We start from the raw sequence: 18,635 nt of genomic DNA, 5'->3' as shown, positions 1-18,635 counted from the left end.
GAGATTGACGCAATGCCCTTTGACGGCATTGTGCAACTCTAACTATTACCCATCTTTTCTGCCCCCGTTTCGATGCTGTCATCACGAGGAGATTTAACGTCTACCTCAAGACGATACCCTGCACTTGGCACGGTCTGTATCAACGAACTGGCAAAACCTTCGTCGAGTTTGCAGCGCAAGCGATAAATATGCTTATCGATCACATTGTCGTTAGGGTCAAACTCGTAATCCCAGGCGCTCTCCAGAAGCATGCTGCGGGTCACGATCTCACCGCTGTGGCGCATCAGCTTTTCCAATATCAAGGTTTCCCGATAGGCTAATGCGATGGTACGCCCCTGGCGAGTTGCCTGGCGTGTAGCACAATCAAGATGGAGTTCCCCCGCCCGGAGTATTCGCGAAGGGCCAGGAACCTGACCCCGTGTCCGCAGCAAGGCGTCCACTCGGGCCAGCACTTCAATAAAGGCATAGGGCTTGGCAAGATAGTCATCGCATCCGGCCTGCAGACCTTCGACCCGTTGAGCGGTCGAGGCCAGCGCGCTTAGCATCAGTATCGGCGTGTGCAACTGCCGGCGGCGTAATTCACGCACAAGCGCCAAGCCATCCATTCCCGGCAACTTGCGATCGACGACAAGCACGTCATACAACTCCTCGAGCGCCATCGCCAAGCCTTGTCGGCCTTCTTCGGCGACATCGACGATATGGCCGCTTTCACTCAAGCCGCGTAACAGATAAGCCGACGCGCGAGCATCGTCTTCAATTACCAGGATGCGCACACGCAGCCCTCCGATAGCGAACCTAAACTTTCTTTCATGTTCACGCGACCTGTGCGTTTACTTCGGTTTGGCACACTATGCCACTGAAAGGGTCGAGGGCCAGCGCCACGCCCCATCTGTCCGCCCAACCGAGGCCTGTGCAACGCTCATGACCCATGTTCTAGTCGTCGAGGACGACCCCACCACTGCCCGCGAAATCGAAGCAGCCTTGCAGGATCATGGCTTTGACGTGACCTGCTCCAACAACGGTCGCGACGGCCTGTTAAAAGCCATTGGCGACACGTTCGACATTATCGTCTTGGATCGTATGCTTCCCGGTGCCCTGGATGGACTAGGCATGCTCACCGCCTTGCGCGCATCAGGTGTCGCGACGCCGGTGCTGATTCTCAGTGCGCTGAGCGCACTCGACGAACGGGTTCGCGGCTTGCGTGCTGGCGGTGATGATTACCTGACCAAGCCATTCGAGTTCATCGAGTTGACCGCACGTCTGGATGCCCTGAGCCGACGGCGTATCGCGCAACCGGACCAAGAGCGGGAAAGTCGTCTACGGGTCGCCAATCTTGATCTTGATCTGTTACGTCGCACCGTGCGCCGAGGTGATAGGCAGATAGACCTCTTACCCCGGGAGTATGCCCTGCTTGAATACCTGGTTCAGCATGCAGGCCAAGTGGTGACCCGCACGATGATGTTCGAAGCCGTCTGGAATTACAGCTACGACGAGCGCACCAACGTGATTGAAGTACATATCGGGCGCTTGCGCCGCAAGATCGATGCCGAAGGCGAAGAACAGATGATCCATACCATTCGCGGAGCCGGCTATGTTCTCCGCTCACCTGCGTGAAATACCGCGCACCATCAGCTTTCGTACCGCGCTGATGTTTCTGGCGCTGTTCGGCTGTTCGTTCCTTGCCCTGTTTGGCTACATATATTGGCAGACGACCGGCTATTTGAAGTCAGAAGTTGACGCATCGCTGTACCACCAGATCGACATCCGCAGCCGACAAGCGCCTGCATTGCGACAACAGGAAATCCGTCAGCATACCGAACAGGACACAGAGAGTCGTACCCCACACGCCTTATTCAGCGCCGATGATCAGCTGATAGCGGGTGCGATCCAGACGTTACCCGATTTCAAGCGTTACGACAGACCCTATCAGGTCGTATGGCATAAACAGAACGAACACAGTCGTCCCATTCGCTTCATGGTTCACCAACTGGAAAACGGGCAAAAACTGCTGGTGGCTCAAGACATCTACGATATTCATGAATTCGACGAGCTGTTGATTAATGCGTTGATCTCTGGGGGCGCGCTGCTGGTGGTGGTCGGCCTGCTCGGAGCGATCACTCTTGGCTATTCCGCCAGACGCCGGCTGGACGCCCTTAGTCGTTCGATAGAACGGATCATAGAGGGTGATCTCAGCAAGCGTTTGCCGACTCGCGGTAACCGGGATGACATTGACCGTATAGCCAGCGTCGTCAACGGTATGCTCGATGAACTCGAACGTCTGATGAGTGAAGTCAAAGGTGTCTGTGACGACATCGCCCACGATCTGCGCACTCCACTCACCCGCCTGATCGCCGGACTGGAACGCGCCCAGCGACGCAGCCTGAGCAAGGATGAATATGCGACAGCCATTGACTCGGCCATTGAAGAGGCCATGGGTCTTTTGCAGACATTTCGAGCGCTGCTGCGCATCTCCGAAATTGAAAGCAGTGCCCGACGCAGCAACTTCGCCATGGTCGACCTGAACCGGATCGCGGCAGATGCCACGGAACTGTTCGAGCCGCTGGCCGAAGAGCGAGGCATGACTCTGGAACTGGTTCTCAGCAAAAAACCGGCAAATCTGTCAGGGGATCCTCAGTTGCTGTTCGATGCCGCCTGTAACCTGCTCGACAACGCCATCAAGTTCTCACCCGATGGCGGCCGCGTTCAGGTCATCGTGGTTGCTGACGCGACCCATAGCGGAATCCGCGTCAAAGACAATGGGCCTGGCATTCCGCAGGCTGAGCGCGAAGCCGTGTTCCGTCGACTATACCGTTCCGAGTCCAGCCGCCACATGGCGGGCAATGGACTCGGCTTAAGCATGGTGTCTGCGGTTGCCCGCCTGCATGACATGACATTACAGGTGCAGGACGCGCAGCCGGGGTGCCAGATCGACCTGGTGGGTAAAGCGCTGTCAGTTTGAGAGCGCGGTATCGCCAGCGTCGGTATTTTGGCTGCTGACCACGGTCAGTGGCATGCCCGGACCCATATTGCGCCATCGGCTTCTGCCATGGCGCTGACGGAAACACCCAATCACTCGGTCTGCTCGCTCGACAGCACACGTTTTTTGTTCACGTGGGCAATAGCCTAATAACCTTTTTCAATTTCGTATTGATAAGCCAGTTTCAGGCAACCCTGAACTTGATGCTCACGGTGATCCCCTATCTGCATGGACATCGAACCTATAAAACAATCCTGTCGAAAAGTTTATGCACCGGGGAACAGCCTGAAAGGTTGCCCGCTTTAGAATGAGCGCAAGCCTGAAGCTTATGCCAGTCACCTTCGAACTGGCATTACCTTAACCGTGGAGATTCCCCAATGAAAACCCTTAAAGCTCTTTTGATCGTCAGCCTGATGAGTGCCTCCGTAGCGGCGTTGGCTGAAGGTGGTGGAGACCGCGTAGTAGCACGGATGGACGCCGCTCGTGAGGTCTCAATGACGCACTACCAGCAGGCCAAACATGACCAGGCCGTAGTGATTGCACAGAAAGCGGTCAACCACGATGTTGAACGTTCCAACTAACAATGAACCGCCCATTCATTCAACGGGGTCGCCATGCGCTTGAAGTGTCATGGGATTCAGTGGGCCGCCGTATAGAACCTGAGGTGAATCGAGGACTTGCTCGCCATATGGCGGCAGGACTCGACGTGGTAACGGCGATAGACGTATCGGGCCCCAGGCGTAGTCCAACCGGCCCGGATTGCACGTTCAAATGGACGAGCGTCATCCCGGTTATGCGCGGCAAGACAGAATGGCAGCGCTGAACCATAAGATCAGTTTCATGTCACCACGGAACATCATTCCGTTACCTGAATCATATTCAAAGCGGAGCAGTTTCCGCGATGGCGCGCGTTACGCGAATGATCATCAACGTGTCAAAATCTACAATCCATTTACCCAAGAAACTCTATTAAAGCCCTCTTCACCTGAGCTAACTACTCACGGGGGCTTCATCAACAAACACAGACACTCAGGCGTACTTCTTACATCAGAGAGACTCACTTAATGAATTAACTCTGGTTTGGCTTTGACGGAACGTTGACCTTCCACAGCGTACATTGCGCCCGCCTGTACTTCGCGCTACCGCTTGTTCGTTGCCCCCTAACATAGACCTGGCGTCCGCAGTGGATATAGGTTGATCCGGGGCGAACGGCGGCTTTTTAAAACGCTGTACTTCATAGTTCTAATCCGATTTCAGGAGCACATCCCCCCTATGAGCACCCCTCTCCATCTGAACAAGTTGCCGGAAATAACCCTGGCGTTCTGGGTGATGAAAATCTGTGCCACCACCCTCGGCGAGACCGCTGGCGATTTACTGTCGATGACACTGAATGTGGGGTATGCGATCAGCTCGCTGATTCTGATAAGCGCCTTCCTGATTACACTTGGCTTGCAGCTGTTTTCGAAGAGCTATAAGCCGGTGTTGTACTGGATCGTTATTCTCTCCACCAGTACCGCAGGCACCACCATGTCGGACTTTATGGATCGCACCCTGGGCCTGGGCTATGCGTCCGGCTCGCTGATTCTGATCAGCCTGTTGATCGCGATTTTTGCCGTCTGGCGATTGAGCGAAAAAAGCCTGTCGGTGAACAACATCCACACCACTAAAGGCGAGCTGTTCTATTGGGCGGCCATTCTGATTTCCAACACGCTGGGGACAGCGTTAGGCGATTACCTGGCGGATGACTCCGGCCTGGGCTTTGCCGGCGGCGCACTGCTGATCGGGACGGCAATTGCCGCAGTGGTGTTGGCCAAGTTCTACACGCGGATTTCCACCGTGCTGCTCTTCTGGTTGGCGTTTGTCCTGACCCGACCGTTCGGCGCGACACTCGGTGACTTCCTGACCAAGTCTCATGAAAAAGGTGGTCTGGATTTTGGCACCGTTGGTTCATCGTTAGTACTGGCCGGTGTATTGGTCGTACTGGTGTTCTTCGCCGCCAAGGCCCGCAGCGCCGAAGAAGTGTACGGCTAAACGGTTTATGGAGCAGTGCGAAAATGAAGCCCCGTGTCGAAAAAACGCACAACATAATGTGGTCACTTTTCCAGCACATTTGAGGACGTGTTCGGAGAGCCCCTAGGGCTTACGCGGCTTGATCCGCGCTGTAGCTTCAGCCACCAGAGGGTCTTCGGGCCAGTAGTGTTTCGGGTAACGCCCCTTGAGGTCTTTTTTTACCTCTAGATAGGTGCTGCGCCAGAAGCTGGCCAGGTCCTGAGTCACCTGCACCGGGCGGCGGGCAGGTGACAGCAGGTGCAGTTTGATAATTTGTCGGCCGCCCGCAATGCGCGGGGTTTCAGCCAAGCCGAACAGCTCTTGCAAACGCACCGCCAGAATCGGTGGATGTTCGCTGTAATCCAGACGCACTGAAGAACCGGACGGCACGCTCAGGTGATGCGGCGCCAGCTCATCCAGGCGTTGCGGTAACGGCCACGGCAGCACGTTGTGCAGGATCGACGATAGGTCCAGGTTGGCGAAATGACTGAGGCGCGACACCTTGCCCAGGTAAGGCTGCAACCAGTTCTCCAGGCTCGCGAGCAACGCCGCATCACGCACATCCGGCCATTCGCTATCGGCCTGTTTGTCCAGATCCAGCTGACGCAGCAACGCCACCCGCGCCTGCCATTGGCGCAGCTCGGGGGTCCACGGCAACAGTTCCAGCCCTTTACGCCGAATCAGTGCCAATAACGCCTGGCTGCGGGCGGATTCGTCGAGGCCGGTCAGTGGCTCGCGACTGAGGATCAGTTCGCCCACCTTGCGCTGACGCTCGGCACGGAACACTCCTTCTCGCTCGTCCCACTCCAGATGATCGAGGGCAATCACTTGTTCTGCGAGTACTGAGTCGAACAGTGCCGGATCAAATTCCGCCGCCAGATAAATACGTTCTTCGCGCTGGCCCTGGCGACTACCGAGGTCGGCGACCACCAGCCAGGGTTGTTTCATCAAGGCATCGGCTTCCGCGAACAACGCGGCGCGGCCGTTGGCCAGGCGATATTCAGCGCCACCGGCACGCCGCTGTTGGGCCACGCGATCCGGATAGGCCAGCGCCAGCAAGGCGCCCAACCAGCGTGGGTGATCCGGATCGCTGACCGGGGTGTTCGCCGCTCCGCGCTGCTGCCGCTGCAAAAGACTTCGGTACTGCCGCGCCAGTTGTTTTGCCCGCTGCACCCCGCCTTGAGCGCCACGCGCCGCACGCTCGGTGCCGGCCAGCAAGGTCAGGCGGGAGTGCAGGTCCGCACCGCCGCCACGCAAGATGTCACGCTCGCCGAGCAAGGCCGCGACGTCACAGGCCAGTTCGCCCAGACCCAACGCCTGACCGCGCAACAGTAAATGCGCGATGCGTGGATGCGCGGGCAGCTCAGCCATGGCCTGGCCGTGCCCGGTGAGTTTCCAGTCTTCACCCGATTTCCGGGTCAGCGCGCCCAACCGGCCGAGCAGGTCCTGAGCTTGCGCATAGGCCGCCGCCGGTGGCTGGTCGAGCCACACCAATTGCGCCGGCGTAACGCCCCAGCGCGCCAGTTGCAAGGCAAGCCCTGCCAGATCCGCCTGAAGAATTTCTGCCGTGCCATAGGCGGCCAATTGATCGTGCTGGGCTTCGGACCACAGCCGATAACACACGCCCGGCTCCAGTCGCCCCGCCCGCCCAGCGCGCTGGGTGGCACTGGCGCGGGAGATGCGCTGAGTGTCGAGACGCGTCATGCCGCTGCCGGGATCGAAACGCGGCACGCGCGCCAATCCCGCATCGATCACCACCCGCACCCCATCAATGGTCAGACTGGTCTCGGCGATATTGGTCGCCAGCACCACTTTGCGTGTGCCGCTCGGCGCGGGCTCGATAGCCGCGCGCTGGGCATTCAAGTCCAGCTCGCCGTGCAACGGACACAGCAAAATATCGTGGCGCTCGCCAAGAACCTCGGCCAATTGTTGATTGACCCTACGAATCTCGGCCTGCCCCGGCAGGAACACCAGCACGCTGCCCGACTCATCACCCAGCGCATCGAGTACGGTTTGCACCACCCTAGGCTCGATAAATTCACCGACCTGAAAGGCTCGCCCCCAGCGCATCGCCACCGGAAACATGCGCCCGTCACTGCGGACAACAGGCGCATCGCCCAGCAGACTGGACAGCCGTTCACCTTCCAGCGTCGCCGACATCAACAGAATCTTTAGCGGTTGCTCGTCCCGGAACAGCCCCCGTCCATTCAGACTCAAGGCCAGTGCGAGGTCGGCATCCAGGCTGCGCTCGTGGAACTCATCGAAGATCAGCAGGCCGACGCCTTCCAGCGCCGGATCGTCCTGCAAGCGACGGGTGAGAATACCTTCCGTGACCACTTCGATTCGGGTCGTGGGACCAACTTTGCTTTCCAGGCGGATCCGATAGCCGACGGTTTCACCGACTTTTTCGCCCAACTCCCAGGCCAACCGCTCAGCCGCCGCTCGCGCTGCCAACCGCCGCGGCTCAAGCATCAGGATGGTCTGCCCGGCGAGCCACGGCTCTTGCAACAGCGCCAGGGGCACACGCGTGGTTTTACCGGCACCGGGCGGTGCTTCGAGCACCGCTTCGTGGCGCGCCGCCAGGGCATCGCGCAAGGCAGGCAGGACAGCATCGATTGGCAGAGAAATCATGGCAGCTCCAGAACAGGCTGCCGATTATACGGGGCCGGCGTCATCGCACGAAGGGCGACTGCAATAGTCTTAGCCATGAAGCATTTGCCTTGTATAGTTACCCCCATCATTCAGGAGATCTTTATGCGCATTCCTTCCCGCATTATCGGCGGCGTTCTGGTCGCTGCCTTACTGACCCAAATGACCGCCTGCGGCAGCATTTTCTTCCCCGACCGCCGTGGACAAATCGACGGCAAGGTCGACCCCCTGGTGATCGGTCTTGATGCAATCGGCCTGTTGTTCTACATCATTCCCGGTTTGATCGCCTTTGGCGTCGACTTTGCCACCGGTGCTATCTATTTGCCCGGCGGCAGCACCGCCCAGGTCAGCCCTGAAAAGCTGCAACCGGCGATCAAGGCTGACGGCAGCGTCGATAACAGCAAACTGCAAGCAATCCTCGAAAAAGAGCTGGGCCGCAGCCTGCCGCTCAATGACCCACGCCTGATCCAGCACCGTGGCAGCGCGCAACAGTTGGCGATGTACGGCCTGCAACCGTCCGCCTGATTTAGGAAAGCACCATGACCACCCTCCCCGAACACGCGCGCCTGTTGCGTCTGGCGACCCGTGCTTCACTGGCTGTCGCGAGCATCCTGATCGTCACCAAAGGCATTGCCTGGTGGCTGAGTGGCTCGATCAGCCTGCTGGCCGGGTTGACCGACTCGGCGCTCGATGGCGTGGCGTCGTTCCTCAATCTGCTGGCGGTGCATTATGCGTTGCGTCCGGCCGATGACGATCACCGGTACGGCCACGGCAAGGCGGAAGCACTGTCAGGCATTGCCCAGGCGCTGTTCATCGCCACGAGTGCGATGCTGATCGCCTATCAAGCGGTCGAACGGATTCTCCACCCGGAGCCGTTGGGGGCGCCGGGGTTGGGGATTGCGGTGATGGTGTTGTCGATAGTGCTGACGGTGGCACTGCTAATGCTGCAGTACAAGGTCATCCGCGAAACCGGCTCGACCGCCATCCGCGCCGACTCCCTGCATTACCGTTCCGACCTGCTGCTGAACGCCAGTATCCTGCTGACGCTGATCCTTGCCCTGTTCGGCTGGCAACAACTGGACGCGTATTTTGGTCTGACAATCGCCGTGTACATTTTGTGGAGCGCGGTCCAGATCGCTCGCGAAACCGTGTCGGTGCTCATGGATCAAGAACTACCGCCGGATGTCAGCCAGAGCATGCTGGACATGGCGTGCAGCGTGCCCGGCGTACTGGGCGCCCATGACATACGCACCCGGATATCGGGCAATCATTGGTTCGTTCAGTTGCACCTGGAACTGCCAGGGCATTTGACCCTGTCCGTCGCCCACGCTCTGTGTGACCAAGCAGCCGATGCCATTCAGGAAGCGTTCCCGAAGGCCGAAGTGCTGGTACACGCCGACCCGCGAGAAGTGCTCGAACCCAGCGTTAGTTGACGCTGTAACCGCGCCCTGCAAGGCAAGCAGCCATCGAACGGCGGTAGATGTCCGCAACCGAGGCCGGAGGCGCATAGGCTGCGGCTGCCGGGTCAAAGCCGCTTTGGTTCACGCCCCACATATGGCACTCGTACATATCCTGCTGTTGCTGCTCGGGACCCTGACCGTTGGCGGGGTAAGCCACGGGATCATAGCCATTGGTTTGCACCTGCTGCGGTGGCGGACCTGGGGCATAGATGGGCTCGATACCCTGCGGCGGAGTGGCGACAACATAGTCCTGAGTCTCCGCCTGATACACGTAATAGGTACCCGCAGCCAGGAAGAACAACGTGCTGCCCAGCCAGACCTCTTGCGAAAACGACGGCAAGCTGCGCACATGAATCCCGTAGGGCGGCGTCACTATCACGTAGCGCGGGCCTTGTGGGCGATACCAGTAACCACCGGAATAAAAGTAATCCTGTCCACGCCAGCCAATACGCGAATGGCTGCTTGGCATACGGTCTATCTCATACCCGGGACGGTACTGCGGGCCTGAGCCCCAACCGTTGCCATGCCCATCGGGCCGGCCTTGCCAATGGTCATTACCAGGTCGCCCGTCGCCACCACCAGGGCGCGGCGAGTTGCCGCTCTGCCAGTGTTGATTCTGGTTTGAATTGCCCTGACGAGGATTGTCTTGGTAATAACCCTGACGCGGTTGCTGGGTTTGCCGCACCTCGTCGGGGCGACTCTGGATGGGCAGGCGCTGTTGCTGCTCACGTTGTTGATCCTGCTGACGCTGTTGGTCTTGCTGCTGGCGCTGTTGTTGCTGTACTTGCTGCTGACGTTGTTGGTCTTGCTGCTGGCGCTGCTCTTGCCCGAATTCTGGGCGGCCCTGGCCCGAATTGCCCGGACGCTCATGATTCTCGCCGTTACGGCCGTTATCGTTTTGGTTCGGCCCTGAATCATTTCGTTCGTCCGCCAGCACCTGAGCGTTGACACTCAAACACAGCAAACTTACACCTGCCAAACGCCAGATGCGCGATTTCATGCTTTCCTCACTATGGTGCAAATGCCCATTGATAAAACTGCTTTTTGGATGCGCCAGAAGCAGCACTTTAACAGCCCATTCGACATGTGGCGGACGCTTTTAGCTAAAGGTCGCGCACATAAAAAAAGGGAGCCAGTGATGGCCCCCTTCGGGAATTTCGTCCGTGCTCAACGCTTTTGACGCTGGCTCACCTCACGCCGTCTTCTGGACAGTGTGTAGCCCGGGGGCCTGCCCAACCCTGTGGGGTTGGCGGCCGCGGCTGACCTGATTCGGAGAGCCGCGCTGGACGCTATGTCCGGGCAGTGATTCTGGTGTTAAGAATAGGCTTGAGGCAGCAGCAGAGGATTGCGAATACTGCTCAATAAAACATGACTTGCGCAATTTTTAACTTCAGATAGATAATTCAGCGCAATAGATATTATAAAGGGGCATTTAGTGAGCAAACTCGACAGATATGACCTGAACATATTGGCTGAGCTGCAACGTGACGCGCGCATCTCCAACCAAGAACTGGCCGAACGCATCGGCTTGTCGCCATCACCGTGCTCACGACGGGTCAAACAGCTGGAAGACGACGGCTATATTTCCCGCCAGGTTGCGCTGCTAGACCGCAAAAAGCTGGGCCTGAACCTGACCGCCTATGTGCTGATCGGCATGGATCGACACACGCCCGAGCGTTTCGAGCATTTCGAGCAGCAGATTCGCACCCTGCCTCAGGTACTCGAATGCAGTCTGGTGACCGGGATGGACGCTGACTATCAGCTGAAAGTCGTAGTGCCAGACATGGATCATTATCAGAAACTGCTGCTGGGCCATCTGACCCGTATCGACGGCGTCACCAGCGTGCGCTCGAGCTTTGTACTCAATCAGGTGCTGGCCAGTACGGAACTACCGTTGACGCACCTGCGCGGTTAAGCCTCACGCAGCGCCCCGGACTTTCCCGTATAATCGTCGCCCCATTGCCATCCGGTTGGAGATTAATGATGGATATCGATCCTGCGCTATTTGAAGAGTGGATGATGACGATCCTGGTCACCATCCTCGTCGGCTTCATGGGTTTCATCGTCTGGGATCTGGCGAAGAAGTCCAAGGCTGGCAAGTTCGGCACCTTTATTCTGTTCTTCGCACTCGGACTGGGTATCTTCGCCTTTGTGGTCAAAAGCGTTGTGATCGCGTTTATTGAAGCCTGACCGGACAGTCGATCAGCAACAAACCACGCCTCAGAGCGACGCCAGCACTTCCCGCCACTGCCCTTGATCCAGCCCTTCTATAGTCCAGTCGCCGATGCGCACGCGCACCAGCCGCAGGGTTGGCAAGCCGACTGCCGCAGTCATGCGCCGAACCTGACGGTTGCGACCTTCCTTGATCACCAACTCCAGCCAACTGGTCGGTATGCTCTGGCGAAAGCGCACCGGCGGATTGCGCGGCCAAAGCTCAGGCTCGTCCAACTGCCGCGCTTGTGCAGGCAAGGTCGGGCCATCGTTCAGTTCGACACCCTCACGCAAACGCTGCAACTGCTCAGCCGTCGGCTCGCCTTCGACCTGGACCCAGTAGGTCTTCGGCAGCTTGTGTTTGGGATCGGCAATACGCGCCTGTAGCTGACCGTCGTTGGTCAGCAGCAACAAGCCTTCGCTGTCACGGTCCAGTCGCCCAGCCGGGTACACGCCCGGGATCGCAATGAAGTCCTTGAGTGTCGCCCGCCCTTCTCCGTCGCTGAATTGCGTCAGCACATCAAACGGTTTGTTGAACAGGATCAGTTTGGGTTCGGCGGGCGGGGCTTTGGCCACGCGCCGGGTACTCCCTGAGTTGTTGGCGGCAGGACGGCGGGACACTGGGCGTTGGGTGCGGGACATGACGATTCAATATTCGAAAACAGAAAGGGCCACTTTAGTGGCCCTTTCTGTAAATGACTAACCTAACCGATCAATTAACGGAACGGCGGCTCATCGAAGCTGCGCAGTTTGCGTGAGTGCAGCGAGTTGAGTTCGGTGCGCAGCAGGTCCAGGGCGGCGATACCGATTTTCAAATGCTGACTGACCGCACGCTCGTAGAAAGCGTTGGCTGCACCCGGCAGTTTGATTTCACTGTGCAGCGGCTTGTCCGACACACACAGCAGCGTGCCGTAGGGCACCCGCAAGCGATAACCCTGGGCGGCAATCGTGCCGCTTTCCATGTCGACCGCAACCGCCCGAGAGAGGTTGATCAGCGGACGTTCCTGCGCCCAGCGCAATTCCCAATTGCGGTCGTCGTAGGTCAGCACGGTGCCGGTCCGCAAACGCTTCTTCAGTTCATCGCCGCGCTCGCCAGTGACTTGTGCTGCCGCTTCCTGCAACGCGACCTGCACTTCAGCCAGTGCCGGAATCGGGATATTCGGCGGCACGACCCGGTCGAGAATACCGTCGCGGCGCATATACGCATGAGCCAGCACGTAGTCGCCGATGGTTTGCGATTGGCGCAAGCCGCCGCAGTGACCGATCATCAACCAGCAATGCGGGCGCAGTACGGCCAAGTGGTCAGTGATGTTTTTCGCGTTGGACGGGCCGACGCCGATGTTGACCAGGGTTACGCCATGACCGTCGGTCGCTATCAAGTGATAGGCCGGCATCTGGTAGCGGTGCCAGACCACGCCCGCGACGATGGCCTGCGCCTCGCCGTGATCCATGCCTTTGTCGACAACCACGTTGCCTGGCAAGACCATGCGCACGAAGCGCGGGTCGTCGCGCAGTTTTTCCAGGCCATGGACGATGAACTGGTCGACATAGCGGTGGTAGTTGGTCAGCAGAATCCACGGCTGCACATGACGCCAGTCGCTGCCGGTGTAATGCACCAGTCGGCGCAGGGAAAAGTCCACCCGCGCGGCATCGAACAGCGCCAGGGGCAACGGGTCGGTGTTGGCCCAATCGTACAGACCGTCGGCAATACCATCGGTCGCAGCGGACAAGTCAGTGCTCGGGAATACCCGCGCCAGCGCTGCAGCAGTGACGCCGGAGCCGGCCAGTTCATCGCCCTGCTCGACCACGTACGGATAAGGAATGTTCTGCTCGCTGACGCCCACTTCCACCGTGATGGTGAAGTCGTTCATCAACGGCACCAATTGCTCGAGCAAATAGTTACGAAACGCCGACGGATGGGTCACGGTGACACTGTAGGTGCCCGGCAACTGGACCTTGGCGTAGGCCCGAGTCGTCAGTGGCACTTCGCCCTGGCACAGATACGTCAGGCGCAATTCCGGGTAGTGGAACAGTTCACGCTCAGCCGCATCCGGCTCGACCCGATCTTTGAGATAGCGCTTGAGCGCCTGACTCAGCGCCCTGGTTGCGCGCTCATGCAGTACAGCAAGCCGGTCCACGGCTTGCTCGGCGGTTTCAACGACAATAAAAGCTTCAGTCACGGTACGCATCCTGTCTGATCTTGCAGACTTGTATCTTGCCTGCATCGTCGGACTAAGGCACTAAGGGCTTTGATGGACAACACGCAAAACCCTGTAGCGGCTACGCTGGATCACCCCACCTGCGGCGACGACCTTGCCACCAGCGCCTCGACATCAATCCCTCGCGGCAACGTGCCATACACCCGGCCCGAGGCTGCCAGTCGACTGGCGATGAACCCGTCGCTGACGCTGGCATTGCCGGCTTCCAGCAAGAGCTTGGCTTGCAGCCCTATGGCGATGTCTTCAGTCAGTTGTCGTGCGCGGTACTGGATGTCAGCGGTGTCCTTGAACGCCGCTTTAAGGTGCTCGATGTGCGCAGCCAACCGTTTGTCGCCGTGGCCATCGCCCAGCTCGTCAAACAACGCATCCAGCACACCGGGTTCTTTGGACAGCGCACGCAGGACGTCCAGGCATTGCACATTGCCAGAGCCTTCCCACGTCGAGTTGACCGGCGCCTCACGGTACAGGCGCGGCAAAATGCTCTCTTCGACATAACCGGCACCGCCCATGCATTCGGCTGCTTCGTTGATCATTGCCGGGGCGCGCTTGCAGATCCAGTATTTGCCCACGGCCGTGACCAATCGGGCGAAGCGTCCTTCTTGCGAGTCTTGCAGATGGTCCAGCGCGCGCCCCATACGCATCGTCAACGCCAGCGCCGCTTCGCTTTCCAGCGCCAGATCGGCCAGGACGTTTTGCATCAACGGCTGCTCGCTGAGCACACGCCCGCCGACGCTGCGATGCGCGCAGTGATGTGCCGCCTGAGTCAGGGCCTGACGCATCAGGGCGCTAGAGCCGACCATGCAATCGAAACGGGTCATGGCCACCATCTCGATAATGGTCGGCACGCCGCGCCCTTCTTCACCGACCATCCAGGCGAGCGCGCCTCGGAACTCGACCTCGCTGGAGGCGTTGGACCAGTTGCCCAGTTTGTTCTTCAGGCGCTGGACGTAGAACTGGTTACGACTGTCGTCAGGACGATGGCGCGGCAGCAAGAAGCAGGTCAGTCCTTTATCGGTCTGTGCCAACGTCAGAAACGCATCGCACATCGGCGCCGAACAGAACCACTTATGCCCAACCAACTCATACGCCTGGCCCGGCCCAGTCACACCGACCGGATAAGCCCGCGTGGTGTTGGCGCGCACGTCGGTGCCACCCTGTTTCTCGGTCATCGCCATGCCGATAGTCACACCCGCCTTGTGGCTGATGCCTACATTGCGTGGGTCATATTCGGTGGCAAGGATTTTTGGCAACCAGATCTCAGCCAGATCAGGCTGGATTTTCAGCGCTGGCACACTGGCAAACGTCATGGTCAACGGACAACCACTGCCAGCTTCAGCCTGACTGTGCAGGTAGCTCATGGCCGCACGTGCGACGTGGGCCCCTGGTTGCGGATCAGTCCAGGGCAGAGACGGCAATCCATGCTCGACCGCCGTGCGCATCAGTTCGTGATAAGCCGGATGAAACTCCACCAGATCGATGCGATGCCCGTAGCGGTCATGACTGACGAACACCGGCTTGTTCTGATTGGCAAGGAACCCGGCCGCCATCAGCGGCCCCCCGGCCAGCGCGCCGTAGGTGTCGATCCTCGACTGCGCCCAACCGGCATCGTAACGCTGCGACCACTCTTGCAGGGGCAGGTCGATGCGGTACAAATTGATGCCGTCCAGTGAAGGCGGCTGGTTGGTGACCTCATGGGTCTCGGCGAACTGATGCAGGTTCATTCCTGAGCGCTCCTGTCTTCGCGGACGTGCCAAAGGACACGCCCATGAAACTCAGTGAATCACGCACACAACCCTATAAAAAGTGACATATCCGACTAAATGCCGGCGCTTTCACCCTGCAATTCATCTCAACTTGCTCACCACTGGCCGTGAATAACTGCTGATCTGCACTGCGGCGCCTCTACTTCGCGCTGAAGTTCAACCCGGAGCCTGAAGCAGCTGCCCCGCCCCGGCTCGGACTCATGACTCAAACGGCCGCCCATCCGCTCGACCAATTGCCGGCAGATCGCCAGGCCAATACCCAAGCCACCGTATTCGCGGGTTATGGAGCCATCGACTTGGAAAAAAGTCTGATACAAGGTCGCCTCATCCAGCCGATGAAAACCAATGCCGGTGTCGATCACTTCAATCAACAAGCTCAGGGTTGCCACATCGTCAGACTGACCCGTCACCCGAACCATGATCGCCCCAGTCTTGGTGAATTTTATCGCGTTATCCAGCAGGCACCCGACGCATTGCTGCAATTTGCCGACATCGCCGAGCACGTTATCAGGCAGCTGCTCATCCAGTTCAATGGCGAAATCCAGGTGCCTATCCTCTGCCAGGCTGGCGTACTGGCCATGCACGCCGGAGAGCAATTGACGCAAACTGAAGGGGCTATTTACCGCGCAAAGCCTGCCGGCCTGCAATTCAGTCAACGTCAAAATCCCATTGATCATACCCATCATGTCTTGGGCAGAGTCGGCAGCGGTCTGTTGATAGAACGTCAGTTCGCTGTCCATCGGTACCGTTTGCATCAATTCCAACGAACCGATCACCCCATTCATTGGCGTACGCAGCTCATGGGTGAGCGTGGCAAGAAACTCGTCCTTCAACCGGTTACTGGTGGCCAACTGCTGATTCAAACGTTCAAGGCTTTGCCCCGCTTCAAAGAGGGTCTGCGCCTGTTGATCCCGCATCATGTTGATTCGGTCAGCCAAGGCTAGCGACAGCAGCGCCACTTCCAGTACCGAGCCGATCTGACTGGAATACATGGTCAGGAAGTTATTGGGCAAATAGCCGAGCAGCATGAACGCATTGATCAGGCCTCCGGTGAGAAACACCGACCAGGCAATGACGAAGTAGCGCGCAACACGCAACCCGTGCAGCCAGGCAGTGATGCCGGTGGCGACCATCACCAGGGTAAACAGCAGCACCAATGCCGTTGCCAGTCGCAGCGCCAAACCGTAGCCGGTAGCCACCGCCAGGACCATGACCACCGAGGCAAAAGCTATCATCAACACGAGCAAGCGATCAAGCCAGCGGCCCCAGACGGGCGTCTGTAAAAAGTGCCGAGAGAACTGACTGGCGAATAACACCGACGCGCCCACCAGAAACGGGGTTGCCGCATTCGCCCACCACGGATTGTTCGGCCACAAGAACTCGATGCCCGCGCCATTCACCGAAATCTGATACAGCCCGAACGAGGCGATATAAAGGATGTAGTACAGGTAACTGGTGTCGCGCACGCTGAGGTAGATGAACAGGTTGTAGACCAACATCCCCAGCAACATGCCGTAAATCAGACCCAACACATAGATGCGCGCAGGTTGCGCTGCGATATAGGCGTGGCTGGACCAGAGGGCGAGTGGCGCCTGGATCGAGCCTTGGCTGGTCAGGCGCAGGTACACCGTCTGCACTTGATTGGCCGGCAGGTCGAGTGCAAAGAGGTAGTTATTCTGTTCAATCTGGCGACTGGAGAAAGGCAGCATATCCCCAGTCTGCCAAGCCACCCGAAAGCGACCGGAAGCGTCGGCGGTGAAGAGGTCGACGTGGTCCATGGGTGGATAGGCCAGCTCCAGCAGCCAATCCCGCTGAACGTCTGTACGTTTGGGGCGAAACTGCAGGTCCAGCTTCAGCCAGAACGCCGAACGTGAATAGCCCGCATTGAGGGTGTCGGCATCCAGCCCACGAAAGAGCGCAGCCGTGGCCGGAGCGCTGACCTCATCGATGGTCGCCTCGCCCGTTACATCTTCGAACACCTGCACCGCCCGCCCTAAAGGCAAGGTACCGGTATCCTCGTCAAACTCGATGGCGCTGGCAAAAAGAGGCACCCAGGCGACCAGCATTATCAGCAAATAGCGCATACAACCCCAGCATGGCCTGTCCGGCTGATCGCAAAGCCCCCTCTCCCTGTGAGACACCGTCAACCTGCAGGTCCTGTTATTAGTATTGAACACGTCAAGGCACGGCTTCATACCCGCGGTCCATTGTGCGTGAGACGGTGTTTTTTGCAAATGTGCTTAGTCGTCCGCAACTGAAGGCACTGTTGCCTCGGTGAGGCTGGCGTGAGCATAGCGGTGAATGACCATGAGGCACCACTCTTTTAATTAAACAAAAGGCTCTATTCCGGGCCTTTCAGGAGAATACGCGCGCAACCGTCGACGTATTCGAGCCATTCAAACAAGCGACGGTCCGGTTCAGCTGTATGAAAAATCCGACACCGGCTAGCGGCTCCGGAAAAAGTTTGGTGGTAAGCTCGCGCACCATGAATACCTATAGCTCCCGCCCCGTTGTCCTCTGTCTCTCCGGCCACGATCCTAGTGGTGGTGCCGGCCTGCAGGCAGATATCGAAGCCCTTCTCGCTCAAGGCTGCCATGCCGCACCGGCAATCACCGCCCTGACCGTGCAAGACACCGTCAATGTCAGCGATTTCCGGGTCCTGGACCGCGAGTGGGTGTTGGCACAAGCCAACGCCGTGCTCAACGACTCGACCGTGGCCGCCGTCAAGCTGGGCATGCTCGGCTCGCTGGAGATGGTCGACACCGTTGTCGAACTGCTCCTGGCGCATCCGCATTTACCCCTGGTCTGCGACCCGGTGCTGCGTGCCGGCGGTGGCGGTCGTCTGGGCAAGGACGAAGTCGGTTACGCCATGCGCGAACGACTGCTGCCACTGGCCACCATCGCGACCCCAAACTTGCCTGAAGCGCGCATCCTTGCCGAACTGCCCGAAGGCACCGCCGATGAATGCGCGGAAAAGCTTCTGCCCTTTTGCCAGCACCTGCTGATCACTGGCGGTCACGGTGACGAAGAACTTATCCACAACCGCCTGTACATCCGCAACGGCGAAACCCGTACGTTCACCTGCCAACGCCTGCCCGGCAGCTACCACGGTTCTGGCTGCACATTGGCCAGTGCACTGGCCGGACGCCTGGCATTGGGGGAACATCTGGTGAGCGCCGTGCAAACGGCGCTCACCTATACTTGGCGTACGTTGCGCGATGCCGAGCAGTTGGGCAAAGGCCAATACGTGCCGCGACGTCTGCCCCTTGATTTCTGCTCGTAAGACCCTGTTTGCCTGTAATGCCGC

General features: G+C 58.7%; 15 protein-coding genes and 1 pseudogene. 9 read left to right on the top strand and 7 right to left on the bottom strand.

Features of this window, described 5'->3' with window-relative positions; translation table 11 throughout:
- Window positions 1–38: 38 nt before the first annotated feature.
- Entirely contained in the window at window positions 39–773 is a 735-nt protein-coding gene (locus QN399_RS12555; RefSeq protein ID WP_322182116.1) for a response regulator transcription factor, read from the bottom strand.
- Between the two features lie 148 nt (window positions 774–921).
- Here QN399_RS12555 and QN399_RS12550 point away from each other — a divergent pair, with 148 nt between their 5' ends.
- From QN399_RS12550 to QN399_RS12535, 4 genes are all read left to right on the top strand, one after another.
- On the top strand, window positions 922–1,614 hold the full coding sequence (locus tag QN399_RS12550; RefSeq protein ID WP_322182118.1) for a response regulator transcription factor: 693 nt from the start codon (window positions 922–924) through the stop codon (window positions 1,612–1,614).
- The gene (locus QN399_RS12545) at window positions 1,592–2,959 is read left to right on the top strand and encodes an ATP-binding protein (protein ID WP_330200997.1); all 1,368 of its coding nucleotides are present in this window, start codon (window positions 1,592–1,594) and stop codon (window positions 2,957–2,959) included. The genes QN399_RS12550 and QN399_RS12545 overlap by 23 nt, the downstream gene beginning before the upstream one ends.
- 395 nt (window positions 2,960–3,354) lie before the next feature.
- A complete protein-coding gene (locus QN399_RS12540; protein WP_322182122.1) occupies window positions 3,355–3,558 on the top strand; it encodes a co-regulatory protein PtrA N-terminal domain-containing protein in 204 nt (67 codons plus the stop codon).
- Window positions 3,559–4,267: 709 nt separating this feature from the next.
- On the top strand, window positions 4,268–5,008 hold the full coding sequence (locus tag QN399_RS12535; RefSeq protein WP_322182877.1) for a hypothetical protein: 741 nt from the start codon (window positions 4,268–4,270) through the stop codon (window positions 5,006–5,008).
- Between the two features lie 102 nt (window positions 5,009–5,110).
- Here the strand turns inward: QN399_RS12535 and hrpB are convergent, their stop codons facing one another.
- The gene (gene hrpB, locus QN399_RS12530) at window positions 5,111–7,657 is read right to left on the bottom strand and encodes an ATP-dependent helicase HrpB (RefSeq protein WP_330200996.1); all 2,547 of its coding nucleotides are present in this window, start codon (window positions 7,655–7,657) and stop codon (window positions 5,111–5,113) included.
- Window positions 7,658–7,780: 123 nt separating this feature from the next.
- Between hrpB and QN399_RS12525 the strand changes: the two genes are divergently transcribed.
- Together QN399_RS12525 and QN399_RS12520 are read left to right on the top strand one after the other, a co-directional pair.
- Window positions 7,781–8,200: a polyribonucleotide nucleotidyltransferase gene (locus QN399_RS12525; protein ID WP_322218091.1), complete on the top strand. Its 420-nt coding sequence runs from the start codon at window positions 7,781–7,783 to the stop codon at window positions 8,198–8,200.
- Window positions 8,201–8,214: 14 nt separating this feature from the next.
- Window positions 8,215–9,108 (top strand): cation diffusion facilitator family transporter, encoded by an 894-nt coding sequence (locus QN399_RS12520; protein WP_330200995.1) that lies wholly within the window; start codon window positions 8,215–8,217, stop codon window positions 9,106–9,108.
- On the opposite strand, the gene QN399_RS12515 is transcribed toward QN399_RS12520, so the two are convergent.
- Window positions 9,101–10,135, bottom strand: coding sequence for a DUF6515 family protein (locus QN399_RS12515; RefSeq protein WP_330200994.1), 1,035 nt, complete (start codon window positions 10,133–10,135; stop codon window positions 9,101–9,103). The genes QN399_RS12520 and QN399_RS12515 overlap by 8 nt on opposite strands.
- Before the next feature lie 435 nt (window positions 10,136–10,570).
- Here QN399_RS12515 and QN399_RS12510 point away from each other — a divergent pair, with 435 nt between their 5' ends.
- The gene (locus QN399_RS12510) at window positions 10,571–11,050 is read left to right on the top strand and encodes an Lrp/AsnC family transcriptional regulator (RefSeq protein ID WP_219062658.1); all 480 of its coding nucleotides are present in this window, start codon (window positions 10,571–10,573) and stop codon (window positions 11,048–11,050) included.
- Between the two features lie 74 nt (window positions 11,051–11,124).
- Entirely contained in the window at window positions 11,125–11,325 is a 201-nt protein-coding gene (locus QN399_RS12505; protein ID WP_219062813.1) for a DUF2788 domain-containing protein, read from the top strand.
- A gap of 30 nt (window positions 11,326–11,355) precedes the next feature.
- Here QN399_RS12505 and QN399_RS12500 read toward each other — a convergent pair whose 3' ends face one another.
- From QN399_RS12500 to QN399_RS12485, 4 genes and pseudogenes are all read right to left on the bottom strand, one after another.
- The gene (locus tag QN399_RS12500) at window positions 11,356–11,922 is read right to left on the bottom strand and encodes an rRNA large subunit pseudouridine synthase E (RefSeq protein WP_330201018.1); all 567 of its coding nucleotides are present in this window, start codon (window positions 11,920–11,922) and stop codon (window positions 11,356–11,358) included.
- Window positions 11,923–12,062: 140 nt separating this feature from the next.
- Window positions 12,063–13,571, bottom strand: a complete 1,509-nt coding sequence (gene amn, locus QN399_RS12495) for an AMP nucleosidase (protein WP_322182133.1) — start codon at window positions 13,569–13,571, stop codon at window positions 12,063–12,065.
- 65 nt (window positions 13,572–13,636) lie between these two features.
- On the bottom strand, window positions 13,637–15,286 hold the full coding sequence (locus QN399_RS12490; protein WP_322182135.1) for an acyl-CoA dehydrogenase family protein: 1,650 nt from the start codon (window positions 15,284–15,286) through the stop codon (window positions 13,637–13,639).
- Window positions 15,287–15,483: 197 nt separating this feature from the next.
- Window positions 15,484–17,412 (bottom strand): annotated as a pseudogene (locus QN399_RS12485) (7TM diverse intracellular signaling domain-containing protein); the annotation flags it as partial.
- 401 nt (window positions 17,413–17,813) lie between these two features.
- Here QN399_RS12485 and QN399_RS12480 point away from each other — a divergent pair.
- Complete coding sequence (locus QN399_RS12480; RefSeq protein ID WP_323569504.1) at window positions 17,814–18,611, top strand: hydroxymethylpyrimidine/phosphomethylpyrimidine kinase; 798 nt, start codon at window positions 17,814–17,816, stop codon at window positions 18,609–18,611.
- Window positions 18,612–18,635 lie beyond the last annotated feature (24 nt).

Source organism: Pseudomonas sp. 10C3, from assembly GCF_036346185.1.
Lineage (GTDB): Bacteria > Pseudomonadota > Gammaproteobacteria > Pseudomonadales > Pseudomonadaceae > Aquipseudomonas.
The sequence above is the reverse complement of the archived record's forward strand: the minus strand, read 5'-3'. Positions and strand labels throughout refer to the sequence as shown.

Excerpts from the sequence above, each read along its gene's own strand:
- QN399_RS12550 (WP_322182118.1), top strand. The coding sequence starts at position 922 with ATGACCCATGTTCTAGTCGTCGAGGACGACCCCACCACTGCCCGCGAA.
- QN399_RS12545 (WP_330200997.1), top strand. The coding sequence starts at position 1,592 with ATGTTCTCCGCTCACCTGCGTGAAATACCGCGCACCATCAGCTTTCGT.
- QN399_RS12540 (WP_322182122.1), top strand. The coding sequence starts at position 3,355 with ATGAAAACCCTTAAAGCTCTTTTGATCGTCAGCCTGATGAGTGCCTCC.
- hrpB (WP_330200996.1), bottom strand. The coding sequence starts at position 7,657 with ATGATTTCTCTGCCAATCGATGCTGTCCTGCCTGCCTTGCGCGATGCC.
- QN399_RS12525 (WP_322218091.1), top strand. The coding sequence starts at position 7,781 with ATGCGCATTCCTTCCCGCATTATCGGCGGCGTTCTGGTCGCTGCCTTA.
- QN399_RS12520 (WP_330200995.1), top strand. The coding sequence starts at position 8,215 with ATGACCACCCTCCCCGAACACGCGCGCCTGTTGCGTCTGGCGACCCGT.
- QN399_RS12515 (WP_330200994.1), bottom strand. The coding sequence starts at position 10,135 with ATGAAATCGCGCATCTGGCGTTTGGCAGGTGTAAGTTTGCTGTGTTTG.
- amn (WP_322182133.1), bottom strand. The coding sequence starts at position 13,571 with ATGCAGGCAAGATACAAGTCTGCAAGATCAGACAGGATGCGTACCGTG.
- QN399_RS12490 (WP_322182135.1), bottom strand. The coding sequence starts at position 15,286 with ATGAACCTGCATCAGTTCGCCGAGACCCATGAGGTCACCAACCAGCCG.
- QN399_RS12480 (WP_323569504.1), top strand. The coding sequence starts at position 17,814 with ATGAATACCTATAGCTCCCGCCCCGTTGTCCTCTGTCTCTCCGGCCAC.